Below are 17,855 nucleotides of genomic sequence, written 5' to 3' on the forward strand. Positions count from 1 at the left end.
GACTCAGTACGGGGGCGACGGGCAAAGGAGCCGTTGTGATCAAGCCCTACAAGGCCGCGCTCATCCAGCAGGAGACGCACGTCATCGTCGACCCGCGGGACCGGGACGACGTGATCGACCGCAACCTGTCGCGGATCTTCGAGCTGCTGCAGTGGACCTTCAACCGGGTCGGCGAGGTGCGGCTCGCGGCGATCTCCGAGTACAGCATCATCGGCCAGTACCGCCCCCGCGACGTGGACGAGTGGCTGGAGCTGGCCGAGACGATCCCCGGCCCGGTCACCGACCGCATCGCCGAGCAGGCCAAGCGGCTGGGTGTCTACTTCATGGGCAACCTCTACGAGCGCGACGACACCTGGCCGGGCCGGTTGTGGAACACCAACTTCATCATCGACCCGCGCGGCAGGATCATCCTCAAGTACCGCAAGAACAACGGGCCGAACAACCTCAACACCGTCTACACCGGACCCGGTGACGTCTACACCGAGTACACCGAGCGGTACGGCGAGCTGAGCATGTTCCCCGTGGTGGACACCGAGATCGGCGTGCTGGGCACGTTGACCTGCACGGACATCATCTTCCCGGAGATGGCCCGCGCGCTGGCGTTGCAGGGCGCCGAGGTGCTCATCCACCCGACCGCCGAGCCATGGTCCGATGTGGACGCCAAGTGGGACATCTTCCGGCGGTCACGTGCCTGCGAGAACCTGGCGTACTTCCTGTCGGTCTGCGCGGGCGCGTTCGTCGGGTCGGACCGGCCGCGCAACGGCTACCGCGGGCATTCGCAGATCATCGACCACCTCGGCAACGTCGTGTCGGTCGCGGCGGGCCCGGGGGAGGCTGTTTGTGTTGGCACGGTTGACGTCGACGCCGTCCGCGAAATCCGGTCGAAGAAGCCCGGCGCCGGCGGCCACGAGTGGAACCAGCTGGTCGAGCTGCGCACGGACCTGTTCGCGGAGGTCTACAAGCGGGCCGGGCGCTGGCCGAACGACGGCTGGAAGGACAGCCTGCTCAAGTCCACCGCGGAGACCCGTGCGGTGGCCCGCGAGATCATCGACAAGCTCGTCGGCGACGGCCGGCTCAAGCAGTCCGGCTACGACGAGGCCGGTGCCTCCCATGGCTGACAAAGCCCTTGTCGCGAGCGGACTTCAGCTCACCCACAAGACCAGGCGCGGCCTGACGCTCGCAGTGTCCGGTTTGGACCTGCATGTCGACGAGCACGAGTTCGTCGTGATCGTCGGCCCGAGTGGTTGCGGCAAGACGACATTCCTCGAGGCGGTGGCCGGGCTGGTGCCGGTCGCAGGCGGCGAACTGACCTTGCGTGGCAAGAAGATCGCCGGGCCGGGCCCGGAGCGTTCGCTGGTGTTCCAGCAGGCCTCGCTCTACCCATGGCGAAGCGTGCTGAGCAATGTCCTTTTCGGACTGGAGATGCAGGGCAGGCTGACCGGGCAGTCCCGGAAGCGAGCCCACGACCTGCTGGAGACCGCCGGACTGTCCCATGTGGTCGACAAGTACCCGCACGAGCTGTCCGGTGGTATGAAGCAGCGGGTGAACCTGGCCCGCGCCCTGGCCACCGATCCCGCGTTGTTGTTGCTGGACGAGCCGTTCAGTGCCCTGGACGCGCAGAACCGCGAGATCCTGCAGGACGAGCTGCTGCGGATCTGGCAGGCCGACGCGGCCGAGAAGACCGCGCTGTTCGTCACCCACGACGTGAACGAGGCCGTGCTGCTGGCCGACCGGGTGCTGGTGTTCTCACCCTCCCCCGGCCGGGTCGCGCTGGAGATCACCATCGACGCACCCCGCCCACGCGGCGCCGACTGGCGCCGCAGCGCGGAGTTCCTGGCTTACGGCGACCGGATCATCGAGGCGCTGCGCCACCCAAAACCCGAACCGAGGAGCCATGACGACGACGGCACTGCCCATGACCGTGACAGCACAACCAAAGGCAAAGTCCACTTGGGTGCGACGGCACCGTAGCGCGCTGCTCGGCGCCGCCGGGATCGGTGTCCTTTTAGTACTGTGGCAACTGTCCGCCGAGCTGGACATTGTGGACCCGAGCTTCTCCAGCAGCCCGGTGCGGACGTTCGATGCGGGCGTCCAGCTGTTCGCCACCGGCGAGATCTGGGGGCCGCTCGGCGCGACCGGCTACGAACTGTTGTGGGGCCTGGGAATCACGTTCATCATGGGCATCCCGATCGGCCTGGTGCTCGGCCGCAGCCGGATCCTGCACGACATGACCGAGCCGATCGTGAACATCCTCTACTCGGTGCCCTACGTGATGTTCCTGCCGATCATCATCTTCTGGTTCGGCCTGGAGAACACCTCGCGGATCATCGTGATCGTGTGGGCGGGCATCCTGCCGTTGATCATCAACATCACCGCGGGCGTGCGCAACCTCAACCGGGACTACTCCCGGGTGGCCACCGTGTTCTGCACGCCGAAGCTGAAGTTCTTCTACGCCATCGCCCTGCCGGCCACGCTGCCCTACATCCTCGCGGGCGTCCGGCTCGCGGTCGGGCGCGCACTGGTCGGCGCGATCGTGGCGGAGTTGTTCCTGGCCAGTGAGGGCCTTGGCTACTTCGTCCAGAAACAGACCTCCAACTTCAACGTCGACTCGGCAATGGCCGGGATCGTTCTGCTCGCCGTCCTCGCCCTGCTGCTCAACGGAGCGGTCCGGCTGATCGAGCGGCGCTTCGTCCACTGGGCAGGTGCGCAATGAAGTCCTTGAAAGCCAGGAAGACCATCCTGCTATCCGTCGTCGCCGCGCTGGCGCTGACCGCCTGCGCGGGCAAGGCGCAGGAGAAGGTCGCGGCGGACCAGAATGGACAGCTGGCTGTCAAGATCGGTTACACGGCACCGGGAGCCGGGTACGCGGACCTGTATGTCGCCGCGGACCACGGGATCTTCAGCAAGCACGGTCTCAAGGCCGAGATCGTCCGGCTCAACGACAGTTCGCAGCTCGTCGCCGGTCTGGCCAGCGGTAGCGTCCAGATCGCGGTCGGCGTCGCACAGGACACCGCGGCGGCCATCATGAAGGGCACCGACCTGCGCTATGTGGCGATGTCCGAGCCGCACTACAACCTGGAGATGTGGGCCAGCCCGGACATCAAGTCGGTCAGGGACCTCAAGGGCAAGAAGGTCGCGATCACCTCGCCCGGCTCCGAAAGCGACTTCGGGCTGACCGCGATCATGGCGAAGAACGGGATGAAGCGCGAGGACGTCACCGGTGTGTTCGTCAAGAGCATCCCGGCCGAGGTGTCCGCGCTGCAAAGCGGTGCGGTGTCGGCGATCCTGACCCAGCCGCCGCAGGGCGCGGAGACCAAGGAGAAGGGCGCGGTCCGGATCGCCTCGCTGGCCGACATGGACTTCCCGCTGGGCGCGTACACCGTGCAGGGCAAGTACCTCGACACCAACCGCGAGGTCGTCAAGCGGTTCGTCCAGGCCGAGGCCGAGGCACTGCAGTACCTGCGCGGCAACGAGAAGGAGACGCTCACCAGCATCCAGAAGTACACCGGTATCAACAAACCGGATCTGGCCAAGTACGCCTACGACTTCTTCCTCGACGTGTGGCAGAAGACGCCGAAGGTGGACGAGAAGATCATCAAGCTGGCGTTCGAGGAAGCGGCGGAGAACGCCAAGACCTCACCGCCCGCGGACGTCAGCAAGTACATCGACAACAGCATGCTGAGCGGGGAGTCATGACGGCCGACCTGCGGGCCTGGCTCGTCGAGGCCGGCAAGGCCGGTGAGCTGCAGGAGGTCCAGGGCGCGAGCTGGGACCTGGAGATCGGCGCGCTGTCCCAGGTGAACTACCGGCGTTCCAGCCCCAAGGCCCTGTTGTTCGACTCGATCCCGGGCTATGCCGAGGGTCTGCGGGTGCTCAGCGGCAGCGTGAGCAACCCGCGGCTGCTCGGTTCGGTGCTGGGCCTGGGCTGGGACCAGACCGATGAGTCCTTGATGGACGAACTGGTGACGGGCCCGGGCCAGTGGACCACCCGAGCGCCGGAGTTCAAGGTGACCACAGTGGGCGACGGACCATTGTTGTCCAACGTGGACGGCAAGCCGGACATCGACCTGTTGAAGTTCCCGGTGCCACGCTGGCACGAGGGCGACGGCGGCCGGTACATCGGCACCGGATGTGCCGTGGTGACAAGAGATTACGACACCGGTCGGATCAACCTCGGCGCGTACCGGATGCAGGTCCAGGACGACGGCAGGAGCGCCAGCGTCAACATCGAGGCGGGCAAGCACGGTGCCCAGCATTTGCGGCGCTGGTTCGCCGCGGAGGGCCGGGCGCCGATCGCGGTCACCTTGGGCATGCACCCCGCGTACCTGATCGCCGCCGGGGTCGAGGTGCCCAGCGATGTCGACGAGTACGAGTACGTCGGCGCGATGCTCGGCTCACCAGTGTCCACAGTGAACGGTCAGGTCACCGGGCTGCCACTCCCCCACGACGCCGAGATCGCCTTGGAGGGCTGGGTCACGCCGGACAACGTCCGTCCGGAAGGGCCGTTCGGCGAGTGGACCGGGTACTACTCCGGTTCCCGCGAACCGATCCTGACGATCGACGTGGAGCGCGTGTACCACCGCGACGACCCGATCCTGCTCGGCGCCCCGCCCGGCAAGCCGCCGCACGACTACTCGTACATGCGGACCGTGATGAAGTCGGCGCTGATCACGGATGCCTTGAAGCGCACCGGTTTGCCGGGGCTGCGCGGTGTGTGGGCGCACGAGGCCGGTGGTGGGCGGTCACTGTTGATCGTCTCCGTCGAGCAGCGCTACCCCGGACATGCCCGCCAGGCCGCGTATCTGGCCGCGCAGCTGCCGAACGCGGCCTACATGAACCGATTCACGATCGTGGTGGACAGCGACGTCAACCCCCGTGATCTCGGCGAGGTGATGTGGGCGGCGTGCGGGCGGTGCGATCCGCAGACCGACATCGAGATCATGAAACGCACGTGGGGCAGCCGAGTCGACCCACTGACGTTGCCGGGAGCGTTGGCGTTCAACAGCCGCGCGGTGATCGACGCATGCCGCCCCTACGAACGGCTCGCGGACTTCCCCGTGGTGGCCGAATCCAGCGAGGAACTGGTGGCCGACGTGCGGCGGCGATGGCCCGAGGTGGCGGGCTAGTGACGGCCGCCACCTCGGGCCGGTCGGACGTGGCCCGGCTGCGGCAGGAACTCCTGTTCAGCGCGCTGCGCGGGATCGAGGGCAGCTCGTCGCTGGCCTTCGCGATCTTCGAGGAGCTCGCGGTGAACATCGTGGAGGGCCGGCTGCCGCCGGGCCACGAGGTGAACTCCGCCGACCTGGCCCGCCAGTTCAACACCAGCCGTACCCCCATCCGCGAAGCCTTGCTGCTGCTGGAAAGGGAAGGCCTCGTCATCGTGCCGCCCCGCCGCCGTCCCTATGTCTCCCCCGTAGCACTGGAACAGGTGAAGGAGATCTACGAGATCCGCGGCAGCCTCTACACCCTCGTCTGTGAGCTTGTCGTGCAACGGGCCACCGACGAGGAGATCGCGGCGCTGGCGGACTGGCAGAAACTCCTGGAGCACGACGCGGAATGCGGCGACGTGGACTCCTACTTCTGGCACAACGTGGGGTTCCGCAACGCTGAGGCGCAGCTGTCGCGCAACCAGGAGCTGCAGCGGCGGTTGAGCTCGCTGGGCCTTCAGATGCACCGGTTCCGGCACCTGAGCCTGTCGCTTCCCGGGCGGCTCAAGCACTCGGTGGCTGATCATGAGCGGCTGGTGCGGGCCTATGCGGACCGGGATGTGGCTTTGGCTTCGGCGGTCAGCCGTTCGCTGGTGTTGCGGGGGTATCGGGCGTTGGAGCGCTCAGGAAAGTTCTGACCGCAATGCCTCCAGCCGTTCCCGGATCACCTTGGTGCGAGGGTGGTCCGCTCCGGCCAGGTCGGTGAGATCGGGCAGGAGCTCTTCCAGCGCGGCCACGGCTCCGGCGACGTCGCCGGTCTCCGACTGCCAGCGGGCCAGCATTCCCCTGGTCGCCAGGGTACGCAGATGCCTGGGTCCCAGCGTCCGGAGCAGGTCGGCCAGCAGTTCCTGGAACGCCACAAGCGCTCCGGCCGGGTCACCGGCCTCGCCCCGGCACCGCGCGAGCTCGTGCCGGGTGAGCAGCGTGTCCACGTGGTCCGGCCCGAAAACCCGTTGCCAGTCCGGCAGAAGCCGCTCGAACTCGGCGATGGCGGCCTCCGTGTGACCGGCGTTGAACCGCCAGCGAGCGAGGTTGTGCCGGGTCATCAACGTGCTGCGATCGTCCGGCCCCAGCACACGCACCCGAAGCGGCAGCACGCGCTCGAACTCGCTCACCGCCTCGGCCACATTCCCGGACTCGCCAAGGAAATGCGCGCGATTGGCCCGGGTCACCAGCGTGCCGGGATCCTCCTCGCCGAGCAGCCGGACCTGCTCGGCGAGCACATCCCCCAAGGTCGCCGCGGCACCCGCCGCGTCCCCGGCCTCGCCCTGGAAGCGGGCCAGGCTGTGCCGGGTGAGCAACGTCGTGGGGTGATCATCGCCGAGTACCCGGATGCGGTCGTCCAGCAGCGCTTCCATGGCGCCGACCGAACCGGCCGGATCACCCGCCTCACCGTTCCAGAACGCCACTTCATGCCGGAACGTCAGCGTGCTCGGGTGGTCCGGACCGAACTGGGCGGCGGCCAGGTCGAGCAGCGGCTGGAAGTACTCGGCCGCGTCCCGGGCCAGCCCGATCATGCCCACGACCTTCCCGGCGTGTTCCAGCACGGGGTGCACCTCCGCACCCCACACGCTCGCCCAGGCGTTGTCCACCAACGCTTTGGTGTTGTCGAACAGCGCCTCGACCAGCTTGCGGTCGTTCGGCTGGATCTCGTTGAGGGCGCAGGCGGCAATGCTGTCCACTATGGACATACCGTCCCTGGTCACCCGCTGCACGAGCGCGTGCATGATCACCGCGCGCGCCGGGGTCGATGGGTCGAAAGTCAACAGTGAGAACCTGTGCGCCACGCTCAACGTGTGCTTCGTGTCCTTGCCGTACGCATTCGTGACCGAGTCCGAGGTGAAGACCTGCAACGGGATGCCGTTGTGGTCCAGCAGGGCGGCGATCTCCAGCAACGGCCGGACGGGCGCGATCTGCTCGGCCCGCTGCACGGACAACGACCAGGTCGTGGCGACCGTGTGCTCATCCGGCGACTCGCCGGCGACCGGCATCAGGTCGGCCACGCGGCGCTTGCGGTCGGCGAACAGCTCGCGGTACTCGTCGATCGAGATCTGGGTGTTGCGGATGTACGCGGCGGCATGTGACAACGCCAGTGGCAGGTGACCGAGGTCGGCCGCCAGTTCGTCGGACGTCTGGCCGAGTCGTTCGTTGAGGTAGGTCTGGGATTCCGCGGGGGTGAACACGTCGACGGAGACCACACGTGTCGACGGGCGATCCCACGCCGCGCCCACGTACCTGGTGGTGATCACGGTCTGGCCGGACGTCGGCGGCCACAGTTCGCGCAGGTCACCGGGGATCGCCACGTCGTCGAGCACGATCAGCCAGCGCGAGTTGGTGGACAGCCACGTCATCAACTGGCGCACGGCCGACGCGGTGTTCTTCGGATCAGCGCCCAGTAGCTGTTCCGCGGCCTGAGCATAAGTGGACACGATGTCCGTACCCGACTTGGCCGATACCCAAATGACCAGGTCAACGGCCGGATCATGCCATCGTTCCCAGGCGTGGGCCGCCGCGATCTGGGTCTTGCCGACCCCGCCAAGACCGGTCAGGACCTGCACCGGGGTGTCATCGAGGACTGCACGACGGACGTACGCGACCACCTGAGGAGGCGGCGGCCCCACCCGTTGGCCCAGCTCAGGAGCGGGCAGGCCTAGTGCGTTCTCGTATTTGTCCTGCCAGTGGCCGACGTTGAGCTGGTCTGGCGGCAACTCGGCGATCTTGGGATGGGTGCGGGCGTACTCCACGCACAGGCGGATGAAGTCGACGGCGGTCGCCGACCGCCGCTTGCCTTTCAGCAGGTCGTAGTAGGTGCTGCGGGAGAACGACGGCAGGCCGGATTTCGCGGCCTGGGCGTCCAGGTCGTCGTGTTTGGGGTTGCCCGCAGCCTTGAGCAGCGCCAACAGCACCTCAGTGGCGCGTCCGATTCCGTCCGATCCCACCGTCACACCCGTTTGGACAGCTCCGGCCCGAACGTGGACAGCACACCCCACGACGGACTGGAGACCCCGATGATCACCTTGGCCCACACCATCTTCGACGCCCTGCCGACCATCACCACCTGCCTGCGCGCGGCCACGGCGGCCGTCGCCTTCAGCGTCGGTCTGCACCGGGCCGTCCGTTACTTCAGGCGGCCCAGCCGGAGGTCTCGATCGCGCGCAGGCCGCTCTTGATGATCGATTTGGTGATGGCGACGGCGAGGTCCGCGTCGCCGTCGCAGTAGGCACGCAGCAACCGGTCGTGGTCGCTGACCGATTTGTCCAGCCTGCCCGGCAGGGAGAGGCTCACATGCCGCAGCTGCAGGGTTCGCAGGCCGAGGGAGCTCAGCATGCGGGCGAGCTGGGTGTTGCCGGCGACCTCGGCCTCGGCCTGGCGGAACGCCACGTTGTGCCAGAAGTAGGAGTCGACGTCACCGCGTTCGGCGTCGGCGGCGAGCTTGGCCTGGAACTCGTGCAGCACGGTGATGTCCGGGGCGTTGCGCACGATGAGCTCGCTGACCAGGCCGTGCAGGCTGGCGCGGACCTCGTAGACGTCCCGGATCTGGTCGAGCGTGACCGGCGCGACGCGGGGGCGGCGGCGCGCCGGGATGTCGACGAGGCCTTCGCGCTGGAGGGTCAGCAGGGCCTCACGGACGGGTGTGCGGCTGCTGGAGTACCGCTTGGCCAGCTCGACCGAGTTCACGTCGGCGCCCGGGGCCAGGCGGCCGTCGATGATCTGCATGGCGACGTCCTCGACGATCCGGTCGACCAGCGACCCGTCGGTGGACTGGCCGAGCATCCGGCGCAGCATCACGGTCCCGTTCGACGTCATGGCAACTCCCCCGCAACATCCCGCAGAACGTCCAGCAGCCGCAGCGCCGCCGGTGAGTGCTCGGCATCCTTGCGCCGGACCACCGCGATCCGCCGGTGCGGCCGCGCGCCGCCGACGGCGATCGCCGCCACGTCCGGGCGCAACGCCACCAAAGCCAGCCGGGGTACGGCACTGACCCCGATCCCGGCGGCGACCAGGCCCTGCGCCGAAAGGTAGTCCTCGGTCACGAACCCGACCTGCGGCTCGAACCCGGCCAGCCGGCACATCGTGGCGAACGCGTCGTCGTAGGGCGCTTCATGCCCACGCACCACCCAAGTCTCCCCGGCGAACTCCAGCAGGTCCACTTCGGACTCACCGGCCAGCGGATGCCCGGCCGGGACCAGCACGTAGAGCGGGTCGTCGACGAGCGGCAGCCGTTCGATGTCGGCGGGCACGGTCCGCGGCAGGAAGTCGTAGTCCCAGATCAGGCCGAGCTGGATCTCCCCGTCCCGCAACGAGGCAGGGATGTCCTGCGCGTGCGCGGACCGCAGCTGCACGCGGATGTCCGGGTGGCGGCGCTGGAACTCGCGCACCACCCGGGGAATCAGGTCCGCTGCTGCGGTCGGGAACGCGCCCAGCCGCACGGTGGCGTGCTGTTTGGTCAGGTCCCGCATCTCCTGCTCGATGGCCGCGATGCTGCTCAACAGGCCCGCGCTGCGTTCGGCCAGGACCCTGCCCGCCTCGGTGAGTTCGACCCCGCGCGGGCCGCGGACCATCAGGGGCACCGCGAGCTGCCGTTCGAGCAACGCCATCTGCTGGGACACGGCCGAATGCGTCATGAACAGCGCCTCGGCCGCGGCCGTGAAGGACCCACGCTCGGCCACTGCCGCGAAGATCTGCAGCCGCCGTACCTCGAGCACGCCTCTCCTTCACGCCGGTCCCGCGAGGTCCCCCTGCCAGGGCTCGGGGGCCAGCTCCCATAGTCCCACCCGGGCCAGCGCCCGGCGAGCGATGTGGTCGACCATGTCGTCGATCGACTTCGGCTGAGGATAGAACGCCGGCACCGGCGGCGCGATGATCGCGCCCGCTTCGGTCACCGCGACCATCGACCGCAGGTGGCCCAGGTGCAGCGGGGTCTCGCGGACCATCAGCAGCAACGGCCGCCCTTCCTTGAGGCAGACGTCGGCCGCCCTGGTCACCAGGTCGTCGGTGTACCCCATGGCCACGGCCGACATGGTCTTGATGGAACACGGCGTGACCAGCATGGAGTGCACCGGGAACGACCCGGACGCGATGCTGGCGCCGATGTCCCCGGCGCGGTGGTGCACGTCGGCCAGCGCGCGGATGTCCCGCGGCGTCATGCCGCACTCGTGCCGCAGGGTCATCATGCCCGCCTTGGACACCACGAGGTGGATCTCCACCCCGGCCAGGTCGTTGAGCAGCTCCAGGACGCGCACGCCGATGGCGGTGCCACTCGCACCGGTGATGGCCACCACCACCCGCTTGTCTAAAGACGACATACCTCATGGCAACACGCGCGGGTGCGGAAAAGCCATACCCGCGGCTGCCAGGTCTGCTAACCCCTGCCCCCAGGAAACCTCGCTGGTCCTGGTGTGCCGCGAAACCTAGCGTCGAGGACATGGAGAACGAGGTGATCGACGCACATGCACACATAGTGCCCGAGTCGTTGCTCACGGAGCCCGCGTTCCGCCACACCGGGCAGGGCTGGGTCTACTCGGCTCCCGGAACCGGCGACACGAGGCCGATCGGGCCGCGGATGACCACAGTGGACGCCCGGCTGGCCTGGCTGTCGGAGGCAGGTATCACCCGGCAGATCCTGTCGCCGTGGCTGGACATCCAGGCGGGCGACCGGGACTGGGTGTTACGGCTCAACGACGCCATGTGCACGTCGGCCGCCGAACTGAGAACGACCGCACTGGCCAGTGTGGACACCACCGATCTCGACCGCGCCGCCGAGGACCTCGCCGTGGCGATGAAGCGGCCGGAGTTCTCGGGTCTCATGCTCAGCACGGACCTGCCGCTGCACACCTTTGCTCCACTGTGGACTGTTGTTGCCGAGCTGGACGTGCCGGTGATGCTGCACCCGGCGACGGGTGGGCCGCACGGCTCGCTGGGCAACGTGCACGGGCGCCTTGTCGACAACACCTTGGCGTTGACCGACTTGATCCTGCACGGGGTGCTGGACCGGTTCCCTGGTCTCCGGTTGCTCGCTGTGCACGGCGGCGGTTACCTGCCGTATCAGGCCGGGCGGCTCGACGGCGGCTATCGAACCGGTGAGACCAAGCACGTCACGCTCAAGCGCATGCCCTCGGAGTACCTGAAGGACTTCTACTTCGACACGGTCGCGTTGTCCGCGGCCGCTATAGAGTTCCTCGCGTCCGTCGCCACGCCCGGGCGGGTTCTGCTGGGCAGCGACTACCCGTTCGCGATCGGCGACCCGCAGCCCGCGCGAACCATCCTGGACACCGAACTGCACTGGGAGACCAAACTATCGGTGTTGAATCGAGCTGCCACCGCACTGTTCGGGCGGGCGTCGTGATCCGGCTGACCGCGCCGACCGCGAACGGGCACCTGTCCGTGGTGCGCTGGGGCGCGGGCGAACCGGTCGTGTTGTTGCATCCGCTGGCGATGGCCGGCGAGCTGTGGGAGCCGGTGGCCACCCGGCTGGCTGCCGCCGTCTACGCGCCCGACCTGCGCGGACATGGGTCCAGCAGCTGGGACGGGCAGCCGTTCACGATCGAGGACATGGCGGTCGACCTGGCTCAGGCCCTCGACGGTCTCGGCCTGCCGATCGTCCACATGCTGGGCATGTCCATGGGCGGCAGCGTTGCCATCGCGTTCGCCGGGCTGTATCCGTCTCGTGTGCGGTCGCTCGTCTTGGCCGACACGACCGCTTGGTACGGGCCGGAAGCGCCGTCTACCTGGGCTGATCGGGCCACCCGGGCGACAGCGGTGCCTCGGCCCGAGCAGGTGCCCTTCCAGGTGGATCGGTGGTTCTCACCCGCGTTCGTTGCCTCCTCGCCCGCCGAAGTCCAGCGCGTGGTCGACATCTTCCTGCGGACCAACAGCGAGGCCCATGCGGCGGGGTCCGTTGCGATGGGCGCCATGGACTTCCGCCCGTTGTTGTCGTCGATCAAGGCCCCCACCGTGGTTCTCGTCGGCGAGGACGACTACGCCACCCCGCCCTCGATGGCTTCCGTGCTGCACCAAGGCATCGCCGGTGCGGCGCTGTCGGTGGTGCCCGGGCTGCGGCACATGACCTTGATCGAGCGGCCCGGCCTGACCCCGGAGTTCCGATGAAACCGGCGCCTTTCGTTTACCACGCCCCACGTTCGTTGGAGGAGGCGCTGTCCTTACTGGCAGACCTTGGCGACGACGCCAAGATACTGGCCGGTGGGCAGAGCCTGATGCCGATCCTGAACTTCCGGCTGACCCGGTTCGACCATCTCATCGACATCAACCGGATCGGTGACTGGTATGGGGCTCCTCGGCTCGACTCCTCGACCGTGACCATCCCGACTCTGGTGCGGCAGCGGACCGCCGAACGGGATCCCGCGCTGGCATCGGCGGTGCCGATCTTCCAGCAGGCGCTGCGGCAGGTGGCTCATCCGCAGATCCGCAACCGCGGCACGATCTGCGGCAGCCTCGCGCACGCCGACCCTGCGGCCGAGCTGCCCAGTGTTGTGTCCGTTTTGGACAGTACCTTCACGGTGGCTTCGTCGCGTGGCAAACGGACGGTGGACGTGGCCGACTTCTTCCAGTTCCACCTGACGACGGCGCTGGAGCCGGACGAGATGCTCACCGAGGTGACCGTCCGCAAGCCGCCACCCGGCACGGTCATGGCGTTCCACGAATTCGCTACTCGCAAAGGTGATTTCGCTCTTGCCGCCGTCGCCGCGTCGGTGACTTTCACTGATGGCAAGGTGTCCGCCTGCCGGTTGGCCGCCGCTGGGGTCGCTCCGACGCCGCAACGGCTGACCGCGGCCGAGAACCTGGTCACCGGCTCGTCGCTGACCTCCTCAGCTTGTTCGGCGGCTGGCGAAACGGCCAGCGGCGAGGTCGACCCCACCAGCGACATCCATGCCACCGCGGACCACCGGCGGAAGCTGGTCGACGCGCTGGTTCAGCGCGCGCTGGGCGACGCGGCCCGACAGGGAGAAGACCTATGAGCGTTCGTATCGCCGTGACGGTGAACAGCAAGAGTTACCACGAAACGGTCGACGACCGGTACACCTTGGCTGACTTCCTCCGCGAGCGCCTTCGGTTGACCGGCACGCATCTTGGTTGTGAACACGGGGTGTGTGGGGCGTGCACGGTGATCGTCGACGGGGCCTCGGTCCGGTCCTGCTTGATGCTCGCCGCCCAGGCTGACGGCGCCTCCGTTGAGACCGTGGAAAGCCTTGCTGCCGGGGGTGATCTGAACCCCGTCCAGCGGGCTTTCAAGGAGAACCACGCTTTGCAGTGTGGTTTCTGCACGTCCGGGTTCCTGATGAGCGTGACGGCCGCGTTGCGCGAGGGACCAGTCCGTTCAGCAGATGAGGCACGGGAAGTATTGAGCGGCAACATCTGCCGGTGCACCGGCTACCGCGGCATGGTACAGGCCGTATTGGACGTGAGCTCATGATGATCGGCGCGGGCATCACCCGCCGCGAAGACGACCGGTTGCTGACCGGTCACGGCCGTTACCTGGACGACCTTGACATCCCGGACGCGCTCGCCGCCGCTTTCCTGCGTTCTCCGCATGCGCACGCCCGGATCAACGGGATGGACCTGAGCGCCGCTCGATCGGCTCCCGGCGTGGTGGCCGTCTACAGTGGAGCGGATCTGATGGAGATCCAGAAGCCGCTGGCGCCCAAGGTGCTGCACCCGGATCTGGTCGACTTCCCTCGACTGCCAATGCCTCCGTCCGAGGTGCACTATGTCGGTGAGCCGGTGGCGATCGTCATCGCCGAGAACCGTTACCTGGCCGAGGACGCGCTCGAGCTGATCGATGTGGACTACGAGATCCTGCCCGCGATCGCCTCCACGGCAGCCGCTTTGGCCCCGGACGCGCCGATGGCCCACTCGGGTGCCACCAGCAACGTTGCCGTGCGGCTGGTTCAGCGGTCGGGCAACGCGGAGAAAGCTCTCGATGAGGCACCGCACCGGTTGTCCGAGGAGTTCTTCGTCATGCGTGGCGGCGGGCACTCGATGGAGCCGCGTGCCGTCGCGGCCCGGTTCGAGCCCTCGCTCGGCCAAGTGACCATTTGGGACACGACTCAGTCGCCACACTATGCACGGCAACAGCTTTCGGTGATCTACGGGATGGCCGAGGACGACATCCGGGTGGTCGCACCGCCGGACGTGGGCGGCGGGTTCGGTCCCAAGGCCCAGTTCTACGGTGAGGAAGTCGTCGTCCCGTGGGTGGCGATGAAGCTCGGGCGCACGGTCAAGTGGGTCGAGGACCGGCAGGAGAACTTCGTCAGCGCGATGATGGAGCGCTCGCAGACGCACCGGATCGAGGTCGGCTTCGACTCCTCCGGGAAACTGCTGGCGCTGCGCGACTTCGTCGAGCATGACCAGGGCGCTTACTGTGCTGGGCTTCAGGTTCCGTCGATCACCACCGCGACCGTTCCCGGGCCGTACCGGGTGCCGGACATCCAGATCGAGCTGGTCGCCTGCTACACCAACATGGTCCCGACCTCGTCGGTGCGCGGGGCCGGGCGGCCGCAGGCGGTGTTCGCGATGGAGCGGATGATGGACCGCATCGCCGAGTACCTGGACCTCGACCCGGCCGAGGTGCGGGCGCGCAATTTGATCCAGGCGGACGAGTTCCCCTACCGGGTCGGCATCATGTTCCGCGATGGCAGCCCTTTGACCTACGACAGCGGCAACTTCCCCGCGCTGCTGTCCGGAGCCCTTGAGCGCATCGACTATTCCGCGGCCCGGGAGTTCCAGGCGCAGGCTCGTGCTTCGGGCCGGTACGTCGGAATTGGGCTGGCGGTGTATGTCGAGGGGTGCGGGCTCGGCCCATACGAGGGTGCGAAGATCCGGCTGACCAACCGCGGCAAGCTTCTGGTGACTCTCGCCGCCGCCGCTCAGGGGCAGGGCTACGAGACCGTGTACGCGCAGATCGCGGCGGACGCGACCGGCGTGGACATGGAGCACATTTCCGTCGTCACCGGCGATACCTCCCGGATTCCCTTTGGCCAGGGCACTTTCGCTTCGCGGATCACCGCCACGTGCGGTCCGGCCGTGCATGACGCCGGGTTGCGGATGCGCGAACGTTTGCTGGACACCGCCTCGCGGATCTTGGGCTCGGACGCGGTGACCCTGTCGGGTGACCGGGTCTCGATGGACGGCGACCCGGAGAAGTCGGTGTCGCTTTCGGACATTGCCCGGATCGCGAACATCGGCAAGCACGGGATCACCTTGCCGGAGGGGATCAAACCCGGGATCGAGACCATGAGCTACTTCGCCCCTTCCCGCGCGGCTTACGCCAGTGGGGCTCACGCGGCTCTCGTCGAGGTCGATCCCTTGACGGGTGGCGTTCAGGTGTTGAAGTACGTGATCGGCCACGACTGTGGGAACGTGATCAACCCGCTGTTGGTGGACGGCCAGGTGCTTGGCGGGTTCGCGCATGGCATCGGCAACGCCCTGTACGAGGACACCGCATACGACGCCCAAGGCCAGCCCCAAACCGCCAGCTACCTCGACTACCCCCTGGTCTCCGCCGTCGAGGTTCCACCGGTGTCCCTGTTCCACCTCCACACCCCCAGCCCACTGAATCCACTGGGGGTCAAGGGCGCCGGCGAGGGCGGCACGATTCCGGCACCGGCAGCCATCGCCGGCGCCATCGAGGACGCCCTCCGCCCGCTGCGCGCCCGGATCACCCACGCCCCCACCACCCCCGCGCGCGTCTTCGCCGCCATCCCCCGGGAGTCCTGATGCTGATCGAGAACTCCTTCGACATCGACGCCACCCCCGACCACGTCTTCGCCTTCCTCCAAGACGCCCACAACGTCGCGGCATGTTTCCCGGGCGCCGAACTGACCGAGGACCTCGGCGGGGATTCCTACCGCGGCAAGGTGAAGATCAAGGTGGGTCCGGTGGTGGCCGCCTACGCGGGAACGGCGACCATCGTGGAGCGCGACCCCGTGGCGCGGGCCGCGGTGCTGGCCGCCGAGGGGCGGGATGCCAAGGGCTCCGGCTCCGCCAAGGCCCAGGCGCGGATGTCCGTGGCCGCCAACGGTTCCGGCGGCTCAACGGTGACCTTCACCACCGAGCTGACCATCTCCGGCAAGCTCGCGCAGTTCGGGCGCGGCATCATGGCCGACGTCTCCAACCGGATGGTCGCCGACCTGGCGGACCAGGTCCGCCACCGCATCGGCACCCCCGAAGTCGCCGCGGCGGTCAGCGCTCCCGCCGCTCCCGCCGCCCCGCTGAAGTTCTCGGCGATCCTGCGGGCGATGATCGCCGGCCTGATCCACCGGCTCCGCGTCACACTCAAGGCCTCTCGGCCTCAACGCGATAGCTAAGGCCAGCGGCGGTGCCGGAAGGCGTAGTGCATGCGGCCGGCCATGACCCGGCCGTAACCAACCCCCATGCCGACGACCAGCACAGCCATCGACCAGAAGCTGATCTGGAACAACACGTCGGTGTGCATGCCGCCGACCAGTTCGGCCATGCCGAAGAACGCGCTGACCAACAGGAACACGGCGATGATCAACGTGACCCCGAGCAGCGCGGCCACCGCCACGCCCAAGGCGAGCGCGAAGAACAGCGTGGACACCGCCATCGACATCCCGAGCAGGCCAAGCCGTTGCCCGGTAGGGGTTTTGTCCACCGGCACCGCCCCAAGCCCGACCAGGTCGAAGAACAACCGCACGAACGCCGGGTTCCGCTCGTAAACCACGTGCGCGTCGATCAGGTTCGCGCGCCCCACCAACGGGAGGTCCACGACCGGGCCGAAGTGCCGCATCTTTCCGGAGACCACATCGAGGCGGTCGCGGATGTTGTGCCAGCGCAGGGTTTCCGCCAGGACGACGTCGGTGGTCATCGTCGACGGCCACAGCCACCGGACCTTCTCCAGCGGGCTGCCGATGGTCACGAGATCGGTCACCAAGCTCCGCGCGGAGGGTGTTATCGGGGCGCCGTCCTCGGCTCGGACGCAGCCGGTCAGGCCGTGGTAGGCGATCACGGTTCCGAGGCTGTGGGCGATGACGATGATCCGCGTGCAGCCGTCGGCGGCGGCTGCGTCGATGGCTCCGGCGAACCGTCGTTGGATGTCGACGGCGGCACCGGCCAATGTGGAATCCTCCCGCATCGCGTGTCCGGCCGAGCTCACGTAGTTCGTCACGTCGGCGAACACGCGGTCGAGCAAGCGTGGCAGGAACCCCTTCCGCGGTAGGAACAGCAGGGGGATGTGCAGCAGGAACAGCACTGGGGTGAGCAGGATCGTCCAGACCAGCGCGCCCGCCCAGCGGTTGGGCCGGTAGAAGCCGAACCGCTGGTTCAGCCACGGGAACCAGGCCAGCGCGTGCAGCTCGAACGGGTCGAACGAACCGTCGACCGCCTCCTTGCCCAGGATGTCCGCCCACCAGGTCTCGTAGACCCGCACTTCCCGGTGGCCCAACCGCAGGACCGCCCGGTCGCGCGAAACACGGTCCACTTCGGAAGCCATCTGCCTGCCCACGCCGACGGTGAACTTGGTCAGCGTCTCGCCCTGTGTCTGCTCGCCGATTCCGTGCACCAGCACGACTCCGAGCTGCTCATCGGTACCCATCACGGACCTCCCGCCCCTTCTGACAGGTTGGCCGGAGGGGCGCGCAGATACGGCTTGTGGCCGTTCTGTAACAAGGT

General features: G+C 67.8%; 17 protein-coding genes. 12 read left to right on the forward strand and 5 right to left on the reverse strand.

Going from position 1 to position 17,855, the window contains the following annotated elements; genetic code table 11:
* Window positions 1-35: 35 nt before the first annotated feature.
* The 6 genes from AB0J95_RS18215 to AB0J95_RS18240 are packed head-to-tail and all read left to right on the forward strand — an operon-like array spanning window position 36 to window position 5,845.
* Window positions 36-1,118: a nitrilase-related carbon-nitrogen hydrolase gene (locus tag AB0J95_RS18215; RefSeq protein WP_364758444.1), complete on the forward strand. Its 1,083-nt coding sequence runs from the start codon at window positions 36-38 to the stop codon at window positions 1,116-1,118.
* The gene (locus AB0J95_RS18220; RefSeq protein ID WP_364758446.1) at window positions 1,111-1,971 is read left to right on the forward strand and encodes an ABC transporter ATP-binding protein; all 861 of its coding nucleotides are present in this window, start codon (window positions 1,111-1,113) and stop codon (window positions 1,969-1,971) included. The genes AB0J95_RS18215 and AB0J95_RS18220 overlap by 8 nt, the downstream gene beginning before the upstream one ends.
* Complete coding sequence (locus AB0J95_RS18225) at window positions 1,955-2,713, forward strand: ABC transporter permease (protein ID WP_364758448.1); 759 nt, start codon at window positions 1,955-1,957, stop codon at window positions 2,711-2,713. The genes AB0J95_RS18220 and AB0J95_RS18225 overlap by 17 nt, the downstream gene beginning before the upstream one ends.
* Complete coding sequence (locus tag AB0J95_RS18230) at window positions 2,710-3,696, forward strand: ABC transporter substrate-binding protein (RefSeq protein ID WP_364758450.1); 987 nt, start codon at window positions 2,710-2,712, stop codon at window positions 3,694-3,696. The genes AB0J95_RS18225 and AB0J95_RS18230 overlap by 4 nt, the downstream gene beginning before the upstream one ends.
* Window positions 3,693-5,126 carry a UbiD family decarboxylase gene (locus AB0J95_RS18235; RefSeq protein WP_364758452.1) on the forward strand — a complete coding sequence of 478 codons (1,434 nt, stop codon included), beginning with the start codon at window positions 3,693-3,695 and terminating at the stop codon, window positions 5,124-5,126. The genes AB0J95_RS18230 and AB0J95_RS18235 overlap by 4 nt, the downstream gene beginning before the upstream one ends.
* On the forward strand, window positions 5,126-5,845 hold the full coding sequence (locus tag AB0J95_RS18240; protein WP_364758454.1) for a GntR family transcriptional regulator: 720 nt from the start codon (window positions 5,126-5,128) through the stop codon (window positions 5,843-5,845). The genes AB0J95_RS18235 and AB0J95_RS18240 overlap by 1 nt, the downstream gene beginning before the upstream one ends.
* Here AB0J95_RS18240 and AB0J95_RS18245 read toward each other — a convergent pair.
* From AB0J95_RS18245 to AB0J95_RS18260, 4 genes are all read right to left on the reverse strand, one after another.
* Window positions 5,831-8,146 carry a tetratricopeptide repeat protein gene (locus AB0J95_RS18245; protein WP_364758456.1) on the reverse strand — a complete coding sequence of 772 codons (2,316 nt, stop codon included), beginning with the start codon at window positions 8,144-8,146 and terminating at the stop codon, window positions 5,831-5,833. The two genes, AB0J95_RS18240 and AB0J95_RS18245, sit on opposite strands and share 15 nt — an antisense overlap.
* Window positions 8,147-8,330: 184 nt before the next feature.
* On the reverse strand, window positions 8,331-9,014 hold the full coding sequence (locus tag AB0J95_RS18250) for a GntR family transcriptional regulator (RefSeq protein ID WP_364758457.1): 684 nt from the start codon (window positions 9,012-9,014) through the stop codon (window positions 8,331-8,333).
* Window positions 9,011-9,913 (reverse strand): LysR family transcriptional regulator, encoded by a 903-nt coding sequence (locus tag AB0J95_RS18255; RefSeq protein ID WP_364758459.1) that lies wholly within the window; start codon window positions 9,911-9,913, stop codon window positions 9,011-9,013. Before AB0J95_RS18255 ends, AB0J95_RS18250 begins: the two co-directional genes overlap by 4 nt.
* 9 nt (window positions 9,914-9,922) lie before the next feature.
* Window positions 9,923-10,513, reverse strand: a complete 591-nt coding sequence (locus AB0J95_RS18260; RefSeq protein ID WP_364758461.1) for a UbiX family flavin prenyltransferase — start codon at window positions 10,511-10,513, stop codon at window positions 9,923-9,925.
* A 119-nt stretch (window positions 10,514-10,632) separates the two neighbouring features.
* On the opposite strand from AB0J95_RS18260, the gene AB0J95_RS18265 reads away from it, so the two are divergent.
* Genes AB0J95_RS18265 through AB0J95_RS18290 form a run of 6 tightly spaced genes read left to right on the forward strand, consistent with a single transcriptional unit; the run spans window position 10,633 to window position 16,531 of the window.
* Window positions 10,633-11,553, forward strand: a complete 921-nt coding sequence (locus tag AB0J95_RS18265) for an amidohydrolase family protein (protein WP_364758463.1) — start codon at window positions 10,633-10,635, stop codon at window positions 11,551-11,553.
* Window positions 11,550-12,314, forward strand: a complete 765-nt coding sequence (locus AB0J95_RS18270) for an alpha/beta fold hydrolase (protein WP_364758465.1) — start codon at window positions 11,550-11,552, stop codon at window positions 12,312-12,314. The genes AB0J95_RS18265 and AB0J95_RS18270 overlap by 4 nt, the downstream gene beginning before the upstream one ends.
* On the forward strand, window positions 12,311-13,183 hold the full coding sequence (locus AB0J95_RS18275; RefSeq protein WP_364758467.1) for a xanthine dehydrogenase family protein subunit M: 873 nt from the start codon (window positions 12,311-12,313) through the stop codon (window positions 13,181-13,183). The genes AB0J95_RS18270 and AB0J95_RS18275 overlap by 4 nt, the downstream gene beginning before the upstream one ends.
* On the forward strand, window positions 13,180-13,638 hold the full coding sequence (locus AB0J95_RS18280) for a (2Fe-2S)-binding protein (protein ID WP_364758469.1): 459 nt from the start codon (window positions 13,180-13,182) through the stop codon (window positions 13,636-13,638). The genes AB0J95_RS18275 and AB0J95_RS18280 overlap by 4 nt, the downstream gene beginning before the upstream one ends.
* On the forward strand, window positions 13,635-15,941 hold the full coding sequence (locus AB0J95_RS18285) for a xanthine dehydrogenase family protein molybdopterin-binding subunit (RefSeq protein ID WP_364758471.1): 2,307 nt from the start codon (window positions 13,635-13,637) through the stop codon (window positions 15,939-15,941). Before AB0J95_RS18280 ends, AB0J95_RS18285 begins: the two co-directional genes overlap by 4 nt.
* On the forward strand, window positions 15,941-16,531 hold the full coding sequence (locus AB0J95_RS18290) for an SRPBCC family protein (RefSeq protein WP_364758473.1): 591 nt from the start codon (window positions 15,941-15,943) through the stop codon (window positions 16,529-16,531). The genes AB0J95_RS18285 and AB0J95_RS18290 overlap by 1 nt, the downstream gene beginning before the upstream one ends.
* Here AB0J95_RS18290 and AB0J95_RS18295 read toward each other — a convergent pair.
* The gene (locus tag AB0J95_RS18295) at window positions 16,528-17,778 is read right to left on the reverse strand and encodes a hypothetical protein (RefSeq protein WP_364758475.1); all 1,251 of its coding nucleotides are present in this window, start codon (window positions 17,776-17,778) and stop codon (window positions 16,528-16,530) included. The two genes, AB0J95_RS18290 and AB0J95_RS18295, sit on opposite strands and share 4 nt — an antisense overlap.
* Between the last annotated feature and the right edge of the window lie 77 nt (window positions 17,779-17,855).

It is taken from the genome of Actinocrispum sp. NPDC049592, from assembly GCF_040675465.1.
Classification (GTDB): Bacteria; Actinomycetota; Actinomycetes; order Mycobacteriales; family Pseudonocardiaceae; genus Kibdelosporangium.